The following is a 15,572-nucleotide window of genomic DNA, read 5'->3' as shown; positions in this document are numbered from 1 at the left end:
TGCTATTTGCGCTCCACCCGCAAGCCCGCTTCGATGCGGCCGGCGCCGCGAGAGGGCGATACCCTGGATTGGGTGAATTGGGTCGGATTGGTGCTCTCTATCGTGAAGCCGCTTATTTGTGCATTGGCAAGGATATCCAGTGCGGACGTTATCCTGCGTTCGTCGCCGCTGATCCCTGCCATCACAGAACCGTAGGTGATTTTCAGGGGGTCAAAGTGTGATGTGATGCCGGCCTTGTTGGTCGCGAGCGGAATTACTGTTCCCGCATAGGGACGGCCGGGGTTGATGCGGATGACGCCCTGCCCCGCAGCCTCTACGAACGACAGGTTGGCGGCGCACAGACCCATGGCATGCCCGATTTCATGAAGAACCACCGTCAGCAGGTCGGTATGCCCGACAGCATCCCCAACCGGACTGCTGAAAACCTGCGCCACATTGATGAAACCGCCGCCCAGATTTTGGTACTGCTCCGTGCGGAGTTCGTACTCCTCGTTGGAATCCGGGGTCGGATCCAGATAATAGGGGACCGAGCCGCTGTTGTCAAAAAGGATGACTCCGATAATTTCCCGATTCGGGGTGCCGCCCTGTTCGACCAGAGCGTGAGTCCCGGCGTCGCCAACCGGAGCCCACCCGAAGTAGAGAGTAATTGCGATCGGATCAGAATAGGCCGATTCCCAAATCCGAGCCGCTGCATTCACAATATCCTGCAGGTTGCCACCGCCGGCCGCGTTGGCAGGCGGATTGCCCCCAATGAAACTGGCTACGACGGTCAAAGCCGACGCGTCAGGAGCAGGAAAGAAAACAAGTGACAAGGCAATCAGGGAGATGCTTGCGATCACTTTCATGACCTTCCTCGACGGATCGGAGGTACAAGGTTTGAACCGCGTGACAAGCAGCGCGCCTGCTTGTCACGCGTTCAGCCGCCAACTGGGCTATTCGAAGAAGGCAGCTCGGGGGGAATGCTGCGTTGTCGAAAGCTGTTTGCTAAGCTGCCACGTTGGTTATTGGCAATTCGGGGGCCACAAAAGCAAGCTGAAGGCGCGGCATCTCCCGAATGGGCCCGTAGCGCACTGCATTCATTGGGCTTAGTGAGTTGCTTGGCAAGGCAAAATCGGCAGGTTGCTGCCCGGTGCGAATTGAAGGATTGTAAAAGACTCCGACACCGGCCGGCGGGACAACCAGACCGGGAGAATGTTAACGCCACTCAATGCAGGAGTTAGCGCTACAACGGCATTGTAAACGGCGCCGACACATTTTAGGTTGGCTACGCCGATCGGTATGATTGTAGACTGATTCAGGTTGGAGCTTCGAAAATACTAGTGAAAAGCAACAGCTTGACGCAATTGCGCATTCGGCCGGTCGCAACCGCCATGGCGCATCTCGTTTTCATTGCCCTGCTCGCAACTCCCTTCCTCGCACTCCTGAGGGGCTCACGGCCTCTCTATGCTGGCATGGGAGACTATCCCGCGGTCACTGCCTTGCCGGCAGGCGGGAGCGCACGCGTTTTATCGGGACGAAGGCAGGAAATCGGCAGGCAGATCATCAAGGTGGATGTCTCGCTGGTCACTGTGCCTGTGATTGTCGCCGACAGCAAGGGGAACTACATTCCGGATCTGAAGGAATCGGACTTTCACGTTTTCGAAAATGGGGTGGAGCAGAAGATCGAGAGACTCATTCCCGAAGTTGACCCATTCAACGTGGTTCTCATGATCGACAGTTCGGGCAGCACGCACTTCAAGCTCGAAGAAATGCAGAATGCTGCATCTGTTTTTGTGGACGCGTTGCGACCGCAAGACCGCCTCATGATCGTGTCTTTTGACAGTGAGGTTTACTTTGATTCAGACTTTACCGTGGACCGTGCCCGGCTGCGCCAATCCATACTCCGGGCACACAACACGGGCAGCAGGACCCGGCTGTACGACGCGCTGAACCTTGTCACGAAAAGGCGCCTCAGCCGTGTTCCAGGGCGCAAGGCGATTGTGCTCTTTACAGACGGCGTGGATAACGAGAGTTTGGAGGCGGGTTCGGCGGACACTCTGGCCACGATCGAAAAATCCGATGTACTCGTCTACGCGATTCAGTACGATACCAGGAAAGACGGCATGTCCGACCGCTTCCACGTGCCCCTGCCACCGGGGTACGTCAGCTTCAGCACACTGTATGGTCGCGCCGTCAAGTATCTAGGCAATCTGAGCAGCCACAGCGGCGGCAGGCTCTATCACGCCGAGACCATCGTCAGTCTCAAGGACGCTTTCTCGCAAATTGCCACGGAGTTGCGCCGCCAGTACACTCTTTGCTATTACCCGGCCAACCAGAAACGCGATGGCTCCTTTCGCCGCCTCCGGGTCAAAGTCGATGTGTCCGGGGCCAAAGTCCGCGCGCGCACAGGCTACCGCGCCGAAAAATCGACCGATTGACAAGCGTCCGGAAACAGCGACCCGGCTGGTGAAGCTACAGGCCGACGACGATTTTTATGAATTCAATCAACTGCTGCAGGTCGTCCAGGTCGATCGTCTCAACCAGGCTGCCGGGATATGCGACGGGAATAGCCGCAGCAAATACATCGGCGTTTGCTGTGAAGGCCCGGGCTTCCGGAAGCGCGCCGGCCGGCGCAGGCGTGAGTTTAATCCCCGGTCCTGCAACAGCCGTGGATGAGCGAAGAAGCTGGCTCGCGCCGCCCGGCGAGGTTCCGTCCGGAACCAGGACGCCGCTGTCGAGGATTTCTGATGGTTCCTTGGCGTCACGGGCGGCGGAGCGCTGAAACCCTCCCACTACCAGCACCTGTCTGGGAGAGAACCTCCGCGCCAGTCGAGCCACCCCCGAGTTGCTCATCCCGCTCTGGGTAGTCCAGGCAAAAACAACACTCTTGCCTGCCTTCACACCGTATCCCTTCAGCGCTTCCAGGAGTGCGAAGGCTCCAAATTTGCGGCTCAACATCGGACCGGCGAGGCGATTTTCCGCGAGAGAGGCAATGTCTTTTACCGCGGTCACCGGGTCGAGTATCTGCACTCCCGTCGCCAGTGCCTCCTGCCGGGAACGCGCGCCGATGTCGATCAGAAAGCGATCCAGCGTCAGGTTCTCCCTGCGTCCTCTGACCAGGTGGGAGGACGGAAGCGCAACCACGCCGTGGATCACCCCGCCCCTGGCCGCGATATCTACATAGTGTCCTTCGTGGAACTGAATAAACAGCGTGCTCGGCGCTCTTCCGCCCGGAGATGTGACTCTCAAATAGCCGTCGTCGGTAATATCCGTTACAAGAAAGCCGGGCTCATCCACCGCCGTGACCACCAGAAGCTGAGGAGCAGTGTCGCCGATCTGCACGGTCAGGTTGCCCATGTTGTCTATTTCGGATTTGGCGCCGGCTGGGAGTTGGCTTTTCAGAAACCCGATGAACTGCGACTCGCGACCTGTGACCGCCTGCACACTTGCATATCTGACAAAGGCGTCTTTGAGCTTCGGGGCGGCCTGCTGCGCCGAGGCCGCGCAAGTACACATGATAAGAAAGACGATGCATGACAAAGGATGTTTGAAGATATTCACCTGCTCCTCCGCCTGGGAAAAGTGCCGCCTGTCAGAAAGACTCCGAAATCCCGACAATCAGATCAGACAGGGCAAGCATGTCCCGGATGTCCATCACCGACACGTAGGAATGGGAGTAGATTCCCGGCCAGGACAGCGGGACATCGATCGACCCCTCCGCCAGGAAAACGGATCCGTCGTTGCCTCCGCTCGTGATCCCCCACTGCACAGGGATCTTTCGGACCTCAGCGATTCTTCTGATCCTGTCGAACACATCAGGGGGAGTGATGTTGCTGTTGTCGAAAACCCTGAGCACTGCACCTTTTCCGAGGGGCGCGTAGCCGATGTTTTTGGGATCAAAGGGGGCGTCCGACGAGACGAACGTGTCGACGGCAAGGACATATTTGGGCGAATACGTCTTCGTCAGCCCGCGAGAACCGCTCAGGCCCGTTTCTTCCTGTACTACCCAGGCAAAGCCCACGGTCTTGGGCAGAGTTTTTCCCATGAGCCGCCGAAGCGCGAGAATTTGGGCGGTGCAGCCGCCCCGGTCGTCCGTCGAACCTGCGGCCGTCTTATACTTACCGAGGGAAATAATTCTCTTCGGCTGGACGATAAAGTCTCCCTGTGCAATTCCGAGGGCTTCGGTCGCCGCCTTGCTGTTTGAACCGACGTACACAACCAGATCGTTGCCGGAATGGTCGGCGGGAGTTTGTTCCCGATAGCTCTTCCTGGGCACGATGATGCCGTCCAACACACCCGTTTTCGTGTGGATCTTGACGACTTTGCTTTCCCAGATGGTCGAATAAGATCCTCCCCTCACCCTTGTCTTGAGAGTGCCGTCCTGGCTGATCTCCGTCACCTCGAGTCCGATCTCGTCCATGTGCGCGATAAACATGATCTCCGGCTTCCCGGAGCCGAGAATCACGACGAGGTTGCCTATTTCATCCACGACAGGCTTCACATCCCTGGGCAGAAGCCCCTTGATTTCCTCCCGCACCTTGTCTTCATGAAAAGAAACTCCCGCCACCGCGATCAACTTTTGAAAGATATCCCTGGCCTCCTTCTCGGTGGATACCTGGGATAAAGAGGTAGCGGCAAGAGAGACAAATAAAAGCAGCACTACCGGCAGGCCGTGCTTGCAGGCATCTCGAAGCATGGACGACTCCTGATCCTCAGCAATGGGCAAAAGGCAAAACAGAAGGACAGTTTATTGCCAAACGTGCCGGATAGAAAGTCGAAAACTCAACACAGACAACGCGGCGCAGCCTGGCGCCCAAAACCAAACCAGCAACCATGAAACAAACGAAACTGTTTTCTTGTGTTCCGTGCATTTCATAGTTTCCACAGGCGACCCGGCAAATTGTGCCTTACAGAAGCGGGCCGCATCTGCAATCGTCGATATTTCGCCGGATTGTCGACAATTGCAGATAGGGCCCCCTGAATCAACTTGCGTCAGCGGAGAGAATAGCCTATAAGCATGTGGCAATCTGCGCGTGCCGGAGAGGAAAGGAGCGCTTCCATGAAGAAAGCATTGCGATTGTTATTCAGCCTGTTGCCGGTTCTGGTGCTGGCGGCATTTGTGGTCTCGGCGTCGGGTCAGAACCCGCCTCAGGGGACTCCGCCCCAAATGGCGCCGGATCGCAAGGCTTATGCCGAGGCCGCCGCAATCAAGGAACCCGACAAAAAGATTGAGGCGCTGGACAAGTTCGCAAAGGACTTTCCGGACAGCACGATGGTCTTCTCAGCCTATCAGGCCATTTTTGATACGCTGGTCAAAAATTACCCTGATCAAAAAGCTAGAATCCTGGAGCAAGCCTACAAGGCCGTCGACAAGGCTCCGGCCCAGGTCCAGATGAAGGCCAACCTGTTTAACTCTTTGGGCAGCCAGCTAAGCGATGCCGGCATCCTGCTTAATGAGGCGGAAACGTTCGCGAGCGCGGGCCTGGCGCTGATCGAGGGCGAACAAGCACTATCGCAGGCGAATCCTCCCCCGCAGACAAATCCGAGTACTCCGGCGAATCCGAACGCTCGTGGGAATGCAAACCCCCAGGCGAACCTCGGCCGTCTCAAGACCAATTTGCAGGTGACCCTGGGGCGCATTTATCTGAAGCAGGGGAAGCTCGATGCGGCTGAGAAAAGCCTCAAGGATGCGCTGGCGGCCAATCCGCAGCTCGCAACGGCATCTCTCGCCATTGCTGAGGTCTACAACAAACGCGGGGACAGCCATAATGCGCTCGCGGCCTACATCAATGCGGCAGCAGCCGCCAAGATGCCAATAGCCGCGCGCCAGGCATTGAACACACTCTACGCCAAGTCTCACAACGGATCCTTGGCCGGGCTCGAAGAGACGCTGGACACGAAGTATGTGGAACTCAACCCACCGCCGTTTGAAGTTGAGCCCTACAAAGCTTCGGCCAAGCGCACTGATCGCGTCGTGCTCGCCGAGGTCTTCACCGGCTCGGGCTGCCCGCCGTGTGTCGCGGCCGATCTGGCCGCCGATCTGGCGCGAGAGAGATATAGCACCCGGGAACTGGTCGTGATCATGTACCACGAGCACATTCCCCAACCCGATCCCATGACCACCCCGCAGACAACGGCACGGTTCAAGTATTATGCCGAGAGGGGGGTCCCGACACTTGCTATCGATGGAGCGACTACTGTAGGCGGCGGCGCGAGGAACGCAACGAAAGGCGTATATGATCGAATCACGAAGGAAATCGAGAAGAAGTTAGAAGTTCCCGCAGGGGCAAGACTGAATCTCAATGCGGTGATGAGCGGCAGTACGGTCAAGACCAGTGTCGTCGTGGACAAGGTGACGAGTGAATCTCCCGACCTCAAGCTCCATATCGTGCTGGTAGAGGGAAAGCTGCGCTACACGGGCGAGAATGGCGTCCGCTTTCATCCGATGGTCGTGCGCAGCATGGCCGGCACCGATGGCACCGGCGTCAGCATCAAATCCAAAGAGTCCCAAACCTGCACCTGGGATTTCGATCTCGATGCCATCAGCGCCGCGATAAAAAAACACCTCGACGAATACGAAGCGGGCGGCCATCGCGGCAACACCTTCACCTTCACTGAAAAGAAGTATGCGATCGACCCGAAGGATCTCTCGGTTGCGGCCTTCGTACAGGATGAGAAGACCAAGGCCATCCTGCAGTCTGTTCTGATTCAGATAAAGCCATAGTCCTAAAGACCGGCAGAACGCCAGGGCGCGAAACCGCCAGGAAAAACTGATCTCCTTGCGTCTTCGCGCCCTGGCGTTTCTTGCCACCTGCTCAATTTAAAGCCGTTCAGGACGCAGAGAACTGGGAAGCCCGCGCTACGGGAGCCGCTTCCAGAAGCTGTAGAAGTGCATCGCGCGCCGACTCAGCGGTCACTGCCTGCTCGGGAAGATAAGCCACCAGCCAGGCGATCTCTGTTTCCGGAACGATTTTGACCCTCTCGTTTCCGGTGATGGGTGCGTCGAGGGCGCCGAGAGCGTCGGTCAATAGCGGCTTGCCCGCCGGGTTGAAGGGACCGCGCAAGGACTCGTAGCTCTCCCCCTCCCGCCCGGCCCGGAAAACAAGCGGCGGCGTGAAGGTGCCTTCGCGCATAACGCAACAAGGTACCGCCAGATCCGCGGACAAGCAGTTGTTGATGTCGACAAGCGGGTGCAGCGCCGGCAACTCCTCCCCTTTCAGAACTCTGCGCAACAGAGCTTCCGAGGACGGACGATAACGCGTGGGATCGCAGCCCGCCGCCCGAAACAGCTTGCGCAGAGCATTCACGGTCGGGTGGCCGGCAAGACTCTCCATCGTCAGCCGGGCCCGGATCTTGCGAACCACTTCGGAGCGCAGGGCGGCCAACTGCGCTCCTCCGCCGGACACCAACTCCAGCCGAGCCCAGAACAGCGTCCATCCCTCAAGTTCCTTGATCACCTCAAACGGGGGTTTCTGCATAATCACATCCTCTGCGATTTCGCGGTTCGGTTGAGCTTCGTGGCCTGCTCGTTCGCCTCTGCCTTCATGGTCTCTTGCCGGATCCGGCCAGCAGCTCGCCCAGATACTTACCCCAGATTGCGGGATTCGAGTGGGTGCCGTGCCCGCTGGTCTGGTCGCTGATCGGGATCAGAATGTAACGGCCGCGCTTGACGCGTTTGATTTCCTTGTCCAGGATGCCGAGTTCCGGCGGGTTGACCTGATCATCGGCGGAGTTGATGGCATAGAGCGGCGCCCTGATTTCTTCCAGGTGCGGCGCCGGGTTGTAATCACGGGACGCGTCGTACTGATAGATCATGTCGTTCGCATCCAGCGATTTCAGATAAGCGTTGGTTCTGCTCTCCAGGAACGCCTCGGCTGCCACCCGGGTAGGGGCCGCCTTCTGCCACTGCAACGGACTGCTGACCATGAAGAGCATCACGTTGATGGCGCCGATCAGGCCGCGGCGCGGCGGGCTCTGGTATTCACCGTCTTTCCATTCCGGGTCATTTCGTATCGAGTCGATCATCATCTTGCGCATCATGCGGTTGCGGCCTGCGATTTCGACCGGCAGACTAGCCAGGGGCATCAGCGCATCCATGAAGTCCGGATACATGTAGCCCCAGACCCACGACATCATGCCGCCCATGGACGTGCCCATGATCAGCCGCATGTGGTTCACGCCCAGATGCCTGGTCAGCATTTGATATTGCGCCGCCACCATATCGTCATAGGTGTAATGCGGGAAGCGCATGTGCAGTCCGTCGCTCGGTTTGCTCGACCTGCCGTGCCCGATGGCGTCGGGCAGGATGATGTAATACCTGGATGCGTCCAGGAGTTGTCCGGTGCGAAACAGCACGCCTGCGAACTGGTTGTTCGGAAGGAAACTCCGGCCGTTGCCGGTGGTGCCGTGCATGATCAGCACCGCATTCTGCACCACGCCCGATGCATCCTTCGCCGGCATTCCAATCGTGGTGTAATGAAGCCTCAGCTGCGGCAGGGTCTCGCCACTCACGAACTTGAAGTTCTCGATGACATAATCCCCTTCCGTCAGGTTCGGAAAGTTGGCACCGCCCTGGCCGCCAAAGACCGGTCCCGTGAGAGACCACAATAGCGCAAATGTGGAAAGTGCACGCATCAGACGAACCTCCCTGCGAAGTGGAAGCAGCCCCCCATGCGCCGGGCCGCACCCAGTGACACATGAAAATGGAGGCGGTAAAAGCCAGCCACGAATGGCACGGCGCGGAATATCTGCAACTTAAAGCCTCAATGCAGAGGACGCAGAGGATTTTCGCTTCTGCATGACTTCTCTCCGCGACCTCTGCGACCTCTGCGTTGATCTTTTGCTTTTCTTGCCTAAATGGCACGGATCTGTGGGCAAATTGTACGAATTTCACGAATACGCCATTCGTGAAATCTGTGTCATTCGTGGCCGCTTTCCGTTCTCGAGGAGTTGTTTTCGGAACAGACTACTTCTGCTGCCTGGCCCCGAGCCGGAACTGCTTCACGGCCATTTCCACGAGCCTGCGCAACTCCTTGATCGGTTCGGGATTATCATCCACCTGCAGCCTCAGCACCACGTCGTTGTGCAACCACACGCCGCCATTCTTCTTGACGATCAACATGGCCGCCGATTCCATGCCGCGCTTGTCACCGCCCGCAGCCTGACCCGCCTCCAATGCGGCGAGCAGCCGGAGGGCAAGGTGGCCTTGAGTGTCTTCAAACGCCTTGACCATGTCGGTGACAACCGCTTCCCCGGCGAGGATGTTGCCCTGGGCCGTGCAGAACTTGCCCCCCTTGTTCCCCGCCCATGGAGTCGCCTTCGGGCCCGTATAAGCGGCATATTCTCCTTTGGGGTTCATGACTGCGAACTGCCTGCCCTGCTTTGACCAATTGCCGGGTTGTGGATCAGGATCGGATTCCCAGATTTGTCTTACGATCGCATCGGGAGCCAAACCCTTCTTCAGCAACTCGAGTGCTTGAGGTCCATAGCTGACATCCACAAAGGCCTGGGTTGCAGCAGCTCCGACACCAGCCTCGGCCCAGAGCACTCCGTTGCCGACCGAGAAAACCCGGGATTGGACGGCGCCTCCGAGTTCTCCGCTCGCCGGGTCGAAGCCGAGGATCGAAAAGGTGGCGACAGGACTCCAGAGCTCCGGCGGAATGCCCTCCCGCCCGGTCCGCTGAGCCCAGGCCAGAGCTCCCGCAAGAGACAGAAAAACCACCGATACTTTTAAAGACCTGCAGAACATAAAGCCTCCCGCAACACCCCGTTCGGTTGTGGACAGCCGCACCTCTGAGAAAAAAACCCGTGTCACCCCAGAAGCTCCATACGCGTCCGGCATTTTCTCACCTCAAGGCGGGATATGGAAGGTGTAATCAGCAGCTCACTGAGCAGTCGTTCAACATTTCGTGAACTTTTTGTGTGAATTCGACGTCAAATATAGTGCACAGTGTTTCAAAGGTACCCACATGTTCTCGGCCTTGGAGTGCGGTAACTTGCTGACTCCCTCAAAGTGTGGTGGGCGTGTCTGCTAGGCCGCGCCTCTCAACCACCAGCAAGCGTACGCACTCCAAGGACGTCGTCGCACATAAGCATCCGCACTCATAAAAGGACGGGCTCGTCAGAATGCAAATGCGCTCTTACTGGCTGAGGCTTGCGCGCGCAGAAAGGCCCAGCGAAACGAACCCGAACTGAATGAAAAGGGCGAAGAGCCAATTGGGAAGCGTCATGGCCAGTGCCCTCTGCCAGCGTGTCGCCGCCACTCTGGAGAGGCCAACCGTGAGCAGGATCACGTACCAAAACTCGAAAGGGTTGATGTTCCCGAGCAGGAAGGACCAGGCCGGCGGCAGGCGCGGCATCAGCAGGTTGAAGCCGATCGCGATATTCAAAGCCTCCGGATGATTGAGAGCTTCTTTGCCCCGCAGCCAGAGGACCAGCAGAAGGGTCGTGTCCCTGAAGAGAATCGGGATGTACGAGTACGCGACGACGCTCAGCACGCGCGAAAAATCAGCCTTGGCCAGAAACAGCTGGGACGTGAGCCAGAGCGTTAATGCGAACAAAAACCACCTGAGAAAAAGCAGCAGCGGCATGAAGGCCGCTGCCCATCGTTGCGTGCTCCACATCAAGTCCACTCCCGCGGCCACCTGATCCTGAGGTGTGCCCGCGGCCCGCATTTGACGGCCGGCCCATTCGATACTCCAGGGCGCCTGCAGAAGCACGAGCAGCGCAAATGACAAACCGAGAATGCACAACGGCAGCAGATAGCTCGGTCCGTCGAAATCGCGCGCAAAGGCCGACCGCGGCGCATGGATTACTTCGAAGAAAGTTGAAGTCCGGGCGGCAACCCAACCTCGCGGCTTTACCATTTTGACACCACGTTGGAACGAAAATCTGGGAGTGCGCGCCGATTTGCGGAGCATGCAGGCAACTCATTCAGAAGCACGGAAACAAACCAGCTCTCGTGATTCCTGTGGATCAACCGGTCCGACGGTGATTCCGCCGGCCAAACCAGCGACCGCGTTGCCAGGCACCCCTTCCCGGGCTGCAAAAAAGCAGGATTTCTCCTCTCCAGACCGTCTGGAGATTGCAGACCGATATTCCGAGCCTGCCCCGGACCGGGTCCAGTATCTGTATTTCTGCCGCAGGACTCCGACTTGCCATAACGACAAAGTGGTTGCGGCGCAGCAACAGAACGGCCGGGAGCGGGATATCGTGCAGATCCTGAAGGGCCAGCCGCCAGCCAGCGCAAAGCAGGCCCTCCGCTTCGGCGAGTTTCTTGATACTCAGCATGGTGGTGCCCTCCGGTCCGTCAGCCAAACGCTGCAGAAGCAGCCCGTAATCCAAAGAAATGCCGAAGTGATCGAAGATCATTTTCAGCGCCGCGCCCCCGCAATCGTTGTGCGCCTGCTGGAAGAAGACCCCCTCACGTCCCAGGTATCGGGCCCCGCCCAGGAAGTGGTGGGGAAACCATAGGGCGCTGGCTGCAGTTGTCACCGAGGCCATAGTCGCCACCACGGACCGGAGATCAGGCCTATCAGTCTCGCGCAGGAACCGGGGTCAAAATGTCCGAAAAGCCGGCGTCGACTCGCTGCCGGTCTCCCCCGAGCATCTTGCGGAAGAGCATTTCTTCGTCATGGGCGTTGCGTTGACCCGTTCGCGCGTACCGCACCTGTCCTGCTGGATCAATCCAGTAAAGCGCAGGAGTGACCAATTTCCGCACTTTCGCAAGAAACCTGCCCTCTGGATCGATGTAAATAGGAAACGGCGCCCGCATTCCGCCGGAGTCGGAACCGGTCGAAAGCAGCGCGATTCTCACCTCGGGGAACGAAGGTGCGATGGAGGCCAGGCTGCGAATCTCGAGCCGGCAGGACTCGCAGCCGGGCTGGAAAACGACCAGCAAGGTCGGTGAGCCGCGCCAGGAGCCGGTATCAATCGAAGACCGGCCCACGGGCTGCAACCGGGCATGAGGAACAGCGTCTCCCGGGTGCAAACCCTGGAATCCCTTCAGCGATTTCTGGGCCAGCACCAGGAACAACGCGGGCATAACAGCGAGAACCACAAGGAGGGCCATCCACAACTTGCGTTTTCTCATGGCGACCCTATTGTTTCGCAGCACACGTCAATATTTCATGCCATGGCGGGAACCGCGAGATTTTCTACTGCGAAAACACCTCTCAAAAATGAAAAGCAGCCACGAATGGTGCAAATTTCACGAATGGAGGCATTCGTGAAATTCGCGCCGCTCGGGGCTGCCTTTGAATTCAATAAACAGTGATGCGACCGCCAGAGATGCGTCGCATCGGGCAATGTCATTTGAGCGTCACGATATGCACCGTGCCGTCTCCGTATTTCTTGGCCAGTCCGTCGATGGTTCGGCCTCCGAACTTGGCTGCCATGGCGTCGATCGTCGGCTGGTTGGGCAGCAGCTTGTCGGCTCCTGCTCTGCATTCCTCGATGTTGCCGGCAACCATGATGACCATGTCACTCGGCCGCAGGTACTTCTGCGCCACTCGCTTGATGTCGGCGAGCGTCACTTTTTCGTACTTGGCCAGGTAAGTCTCATAATAGTCCGCGGGGCGTCCGTTGAACTCGAGGCTCGCAAAAGCCTGCGCGATGGCGCCGATGTCCTGGAAAATGGGCTGCGAGGGAAATGCATTGATGCGGGCGGATTTTGCCATTTTCAGATCCGCTTCGCTGACATCCCCGTTGCGCATCCCTTCAATCAGATCCATCATCAGCTGTGTGGCAAACACCACGGTGGAGTTCTTCGTCTGACAGGACGCCGTAAACGTCCCGGGGTACAAGATTCCACCGCCACCGCCTCTGCCGCCACCGCCTCCGAAGCTCGAGCTGGTCGAGTAGGCGAGTCCGTTGTCGGTGCGCACGACTTTGGTGATGCGGGAGGAAAACGAACCTCCGCCGAGGATATAGTTCATGAGGTCGACCGCCGGATAATCGGGATCGTCCGTCTTCAGGCCGAGATGCCCCATCCGGATGATGCCCTGGTTCGGGCTGGCCCCTTCCGGCTGTACCATGTAAACGCCGGCCTTTGATGCCTGCTGAACCTTCGGAACCGGCACGACGGCTTTCTCCGCCTTGCGCCATTTCCCGAAGGTGGCTTCGAGCTTTTTCAGCATATCAGCCTTATTGAAGTCGCCCGAGACCACCAGGATGGCGTTGCTAGCGCCCCAATATTTGTTGTACCAGGCGACCAGATCATCGCGCGTGATACCGTTGATCCCGGCCTCGGTCCTCTGGGCGGTGATCGGCGTGTCTTTCCCGTAGATCAGTTCCTCATAGACCCGGCCGGCAACAGTGCCGACATCCCGGTTCCGGTTTCGGATCGGGGGGATCGCCGAGTCCTTTTCGCGTCTAAGCCTGTCTTCCGGGAAGGCCGGGCTGCTCAGGACATCCATCCAGATCTTCAGGCCTTCGTCGAGGTAGCGCATATGGATCGAGAGGCTCTTAGCATCCCCGCCGCCGCCACCTCCTCCTCTGCCGCCGCCCCTGCCGCCGGCGCCACCACCGCCGCCAAGGCTTCCTCCGAGGAAGTCCATGCGCTCGGTAATTTGATCGCCACTCATGGTGGTGCTGCCGCCCGAACGCATGACCGAGGAGGTGAAGGAATCCACACCCAGCTTGTCTTTAGATTCAAGAAATGGTCCGGTCTTGACCATGAGCGTGCCGTTGAACCAGGGAATCTCGTGATCCTCCGAGATGTAGACGACAAGCCCGTTCGACAGCGTCGTCCGGAAGTCCGCGGCCTTCGGGATTTTGAAGTTGAGAGGGGGGTAGGTGAACTGCTCCGGGCGCGGACCTTTGGGCGTCTGTGCGGCTTTCGTGGGTGCCTGCGCGGCTTTCGTGGGTGCCTGCGCATTCTGCTGGGCTTGTGTGATAGCCCCGGCAGCCACCGCGAATGCGAGCACGGCCAGCATAAGCAATAAGGTAAAATATCGTTTGAACATCGTCATATCCTTTCCGGAAAGTGCGGCGCCGCTGCTACTTTTCCCGCTCCATCACGCCGGTCACGCTGTTGTCCCGGGTGAAGTATTTCTTGGCCACTCGCATCAGGTCCGCCGGTGTCACAGCCATGCGCTGCTTGAACTGTTCGTCGATGAACTGCCACTTGTAGGCGATTTCCATCCGCATCAGCTGCCCGGCAATGCCGGTGCCTGCCAGACTCTGCAGGAAGGCAGATTCCGTGCGGTTCTTTACCCGCTGGAGCACCTGCGGGTCACACGGCGTGACTTTGGCATCCTCGATGTAAGTCCACAGTTCCTTTTCCAGCTGATCCAGAGGAATCACGGTGTTGTTCGCGACCTCCTTGGCCGTTGCCCGAAACGTAAACCGGCCGTCATACTCGGACTCCGAGGCGCTGGCGCTTACGGAAGTCGCGTGCTCATTCTTCATCACCATCTCCGAATACATCTTGCCGGATCGATTGCTGATCACCTGGCCGAGCATGTACAGGGCCGAGATGTCGTCATGCCAGATCGGCGGGATGTGGAACAGGACCGTGACATACGGATTGGTGGCAGCCCTTCCGATCACGCGCTTTTCAATATAAGGCACCTTGAAATCCGGGCCGTTGACCTTGCGGTAGTATTCAGGCGAGGGCTCCTCGGTGCGCACGCGGGGAGCCGAACCCGGCGGATTCTTGATCGAACCGAAGTACTTGGTAATCAACGCCATGGTAGGTTCCACGTCCACCCCGCCTGCCAGCACCATGACGGCGTTGTCGGGACGGTAATACTGGGCGCGATAGGCCTTCAGCTCATCTTTGGTGATGTGAGCGAGATCCGACATCCAGCCCACCACCTCCCAGGTGTAGGGCGTGGCGGCATAGAAAGTCGCGTTCAGCTGTTCGTTGAAGAAGAAGCCGGCGCCATTTTCGCTCATCCGGCGTTCTTCCACTAGCACATCCCGTTCCGCATAAAACTCACGGAAAACCGGGTTCACCAGCCGGTCGGCTTCCAGGGCCATGAAGAGTTCCAGTTTGTTCTTGGGCAGCGTCACATAGTACTGGGTCACCTCATTCCCGGTCGAAGCATTCAGGCCGGTGCCGCCCGCTTCCTGGTAAGCGCCCCAGATCTCTTCACTGACGATCGTCTCGGCTCGTTCTTTCGCGATCAGGTCGGACACCTGCTTCTTGAGCGCGATGATCTTGTTTTCGTCGCACCCCTTCACCTTGGTTTCCTCTTTCACAATCTGGGCTTCCAGAGCATCAATCTGCGCGTTCAACTGATTATCCAGCGCGAGGGTGCCCGGCTTGATCCCCATCGTCTGGGTGCCCTTGAACATCATGTGCTCGTGCATGTGGGAGATACCGGTGATGCCGGGGCGTTCGTTCACCGATCCCACGCGGAATGCCAGAGTGCAGCGCACGGTCGGGATTTCCGGCCGCCTGACAATCAAAACCTTCAGCCCGTTGGGAAGATCCTTTTCAATTACCTGCTTTGCGATGCTGAGTTCTTGAGCCGCCAGGGGCAAAACCCAGACGCACAGAACCAGCGGAAGCAACAGAATTATGGGTGCGTATCGTCGACGTGTCATCTCGACCATCTCCTCGAAAGCGGTTCTAAGGGATTTTTCCC

General features: G+C 58.3%; 13 protein-coding genes. 2 read left to right on the top strand and 11 right to left on the bottom strand.

Features of this window, described 5'->3' with window-relative positions:
* Positions 1–2: 2 nt before the first annotated feature.
* Positions 3–845, bottom strand: coding sequence for a hypothetical protein (locus LAP85_19550; GenBank protein MBZ5498597.1), 843 nt, complete (start codon positions 843–845; stop codon positions 3–5).
* 474 nt (positions 846–1,319) lie between these two features.
* On the opposite strand from LAP85_19550, the gene LAP85_19545 reads away from it, so the two are divergent.
* The gene (locus LAP85_19545; protein MBZ5498596.1) at positions 1,320–2,417 is read left to right on the top strand and encodes a VWA domain-containing protein; all 1,098 of its coding nucleotides are present in this window, start codon (positions 1,320–1,322) and stop codon (positions 2,415–2,417) included.
* A 34-nt stretch (positions 2,418–2,451) separates the two neighbouring features.
* On the opposite strand, the gene LAP85_19540 is transcribed toward LAP85_19545, so the two are convergent.
* Both LAP85_19540 and LAP85_19535 read right to left on the bottom strand, forming a co-directional pair.
* Positions 2,452–3,540 carry a hypothetical protein gene (locus LAP85_19540; protein MBZ5498595.1) on the bottom strand — a complete coding sequence of 363 codons (1,089 nt, stop codon included), beginning with the start codon at positions 3,538–3,540 and terminating at the stop codon, positions 2,452–2,454.
* A gap of 31 nt (positions 3,541–3,571) precedes the next feature.
* Positions 3,572–4,675, bottom strand: a complete 1,104-nt coding sequence (locus LAP85_19535) for a hypothetical protein (protein MBZ5498594.1) — start codon at positions 4,673–4,675, stop codon at positions 3,572–3,574.
* A gap of 363 nt (positions 4,676–5,038) precedes the next feature.
* Here LAP85_19535 and LAP85_19530 point away from each other — a divergent pair, with 363 nt between their 5' ends.
* Complete coding sequence (locus LAP85_19530) at positions 5,039–6,703, top strand: tetratricopeptide repeat protein (protein MBZ5498593.1); 1,665 nt, start codon at positions 5,039–5,041, stop codon at positions 6,701–6,703.
* Between the two features lie 106 nt (positions 6,704–6,809).
* On the opposite strand, the gene LAP85_19525 is transcribed toward LAP85_19530, so the two are convergent.
* The 8 genes from LAP85_19525 to LAP85_19490 form a co-directional block, all read right to left on the bottom strand.
* Positions 6,810–7,457, bottom strand: coding sequence for a hypothetical protein (locus LAP85_19525; protein MBZ5498592.1), 648 nt, complete (start codon positions 7,455–7,457; stop codon positions 6,810–6,812).
* 64 nt (positions 7,458–7,521) lie between these two features.
* Positions 7,522–8,613 carry an alpha/beta fold hydrolase gene (locus LAP85_19520; GenBank protein ID MBZ5498591.1) on the bottom strand — a complete coding sequence of 364 codons (1,092 nt, stop codon included), beginning with the start codon at positions 8,611–8,613 and terminating at the stop codon, positions 7,522–7,524.
* Between the two features lie 331 nt (positions 8,614–8,944).
* Positions 8,945–9,727: a DUF1028 domain-containing protein gene (locus LAP85_19515; protein ID MBZ5498590.1), complete on the bottom strand. Its 783-nt coding sequence runs from the start codon at positions 9,725–9,727 to the stop codon at positions 8,945–8,947.
* Positions 9,728–10,118: 391 nt separating this feature from the next.
* Positions 10,119–10,898, bottom strand: coding sequence for a YIP1 family protein (locus LAP85_19510; protein ID MBZ5498589.1), 780 nt, complete (start codon positions 10,896–10,898; stop codon positions 10,119–10,121).
* Positions 10,899–10,953: 55 nt separating this feature from the next.
* Positions 10,954–11,481 carry a hypothetical protein gene (locus tag LAP85_19505; GenBank protein ID MBZ5498588.1) on the bottom strand — a complete coding sequence of 176 codons (528 nt, stop codon included), beginning with the start codon at positions 11,479–11,481 and terminating at the stop codon, positions 10,954–10,956.
* 31 nt (positions 11,482–11,512) lie between these two features.
* Positions 11,513–12,070, bottom strand: coding sequence for a TlpA family protein disulfide reductase (locus LAP85_19500; protein MBZ5498587.1), 558 nt, complete (start codon positions 12,068–12,070; stop codon positions 11,513–11,515).
* Positions 12,071–12,287: 217 nt separating this feature from the next.
* Positions 12,288–13,943, bottom strand: coding sequence for an insulinase family protein (locus LAP85_19495; protein MBZ5498586.1), 1,656 nt, complete (start codon positions 13,941–13,943; stop codon positions 12,288–12,290).
* 34 nt (positions 13,944–13,977) lie between these two features.
* Positions 13,978–15,531 carry an insulinase family protein gene (locus LAP85_19490; protein ID MBZ5498585.1) on the bottom strand — a complete coding sequence of 518 codons (1,554 nt, stop codon included), beginning with the start codon at positions 15,529–15,531 and terminating at the stop codon, positions 13,978–13,980.
* Between the last annotated feature and the right edge of the window lie 41 nt (positions 15,532–15,572).

Source organism: Terriglobia bacterium, from assembly GCA_020072565.1.
In the GTDB taxonomy this organism is placed as follows: Bacteria; Acidobacteriota; UBA6911; order UBA6911; family UBA6911; genus JAFNAG01.
Note: the sequence above shows the minus strand (reverse complement) of the source record. Positions and strands in the feature narration are given on the sequence as shown.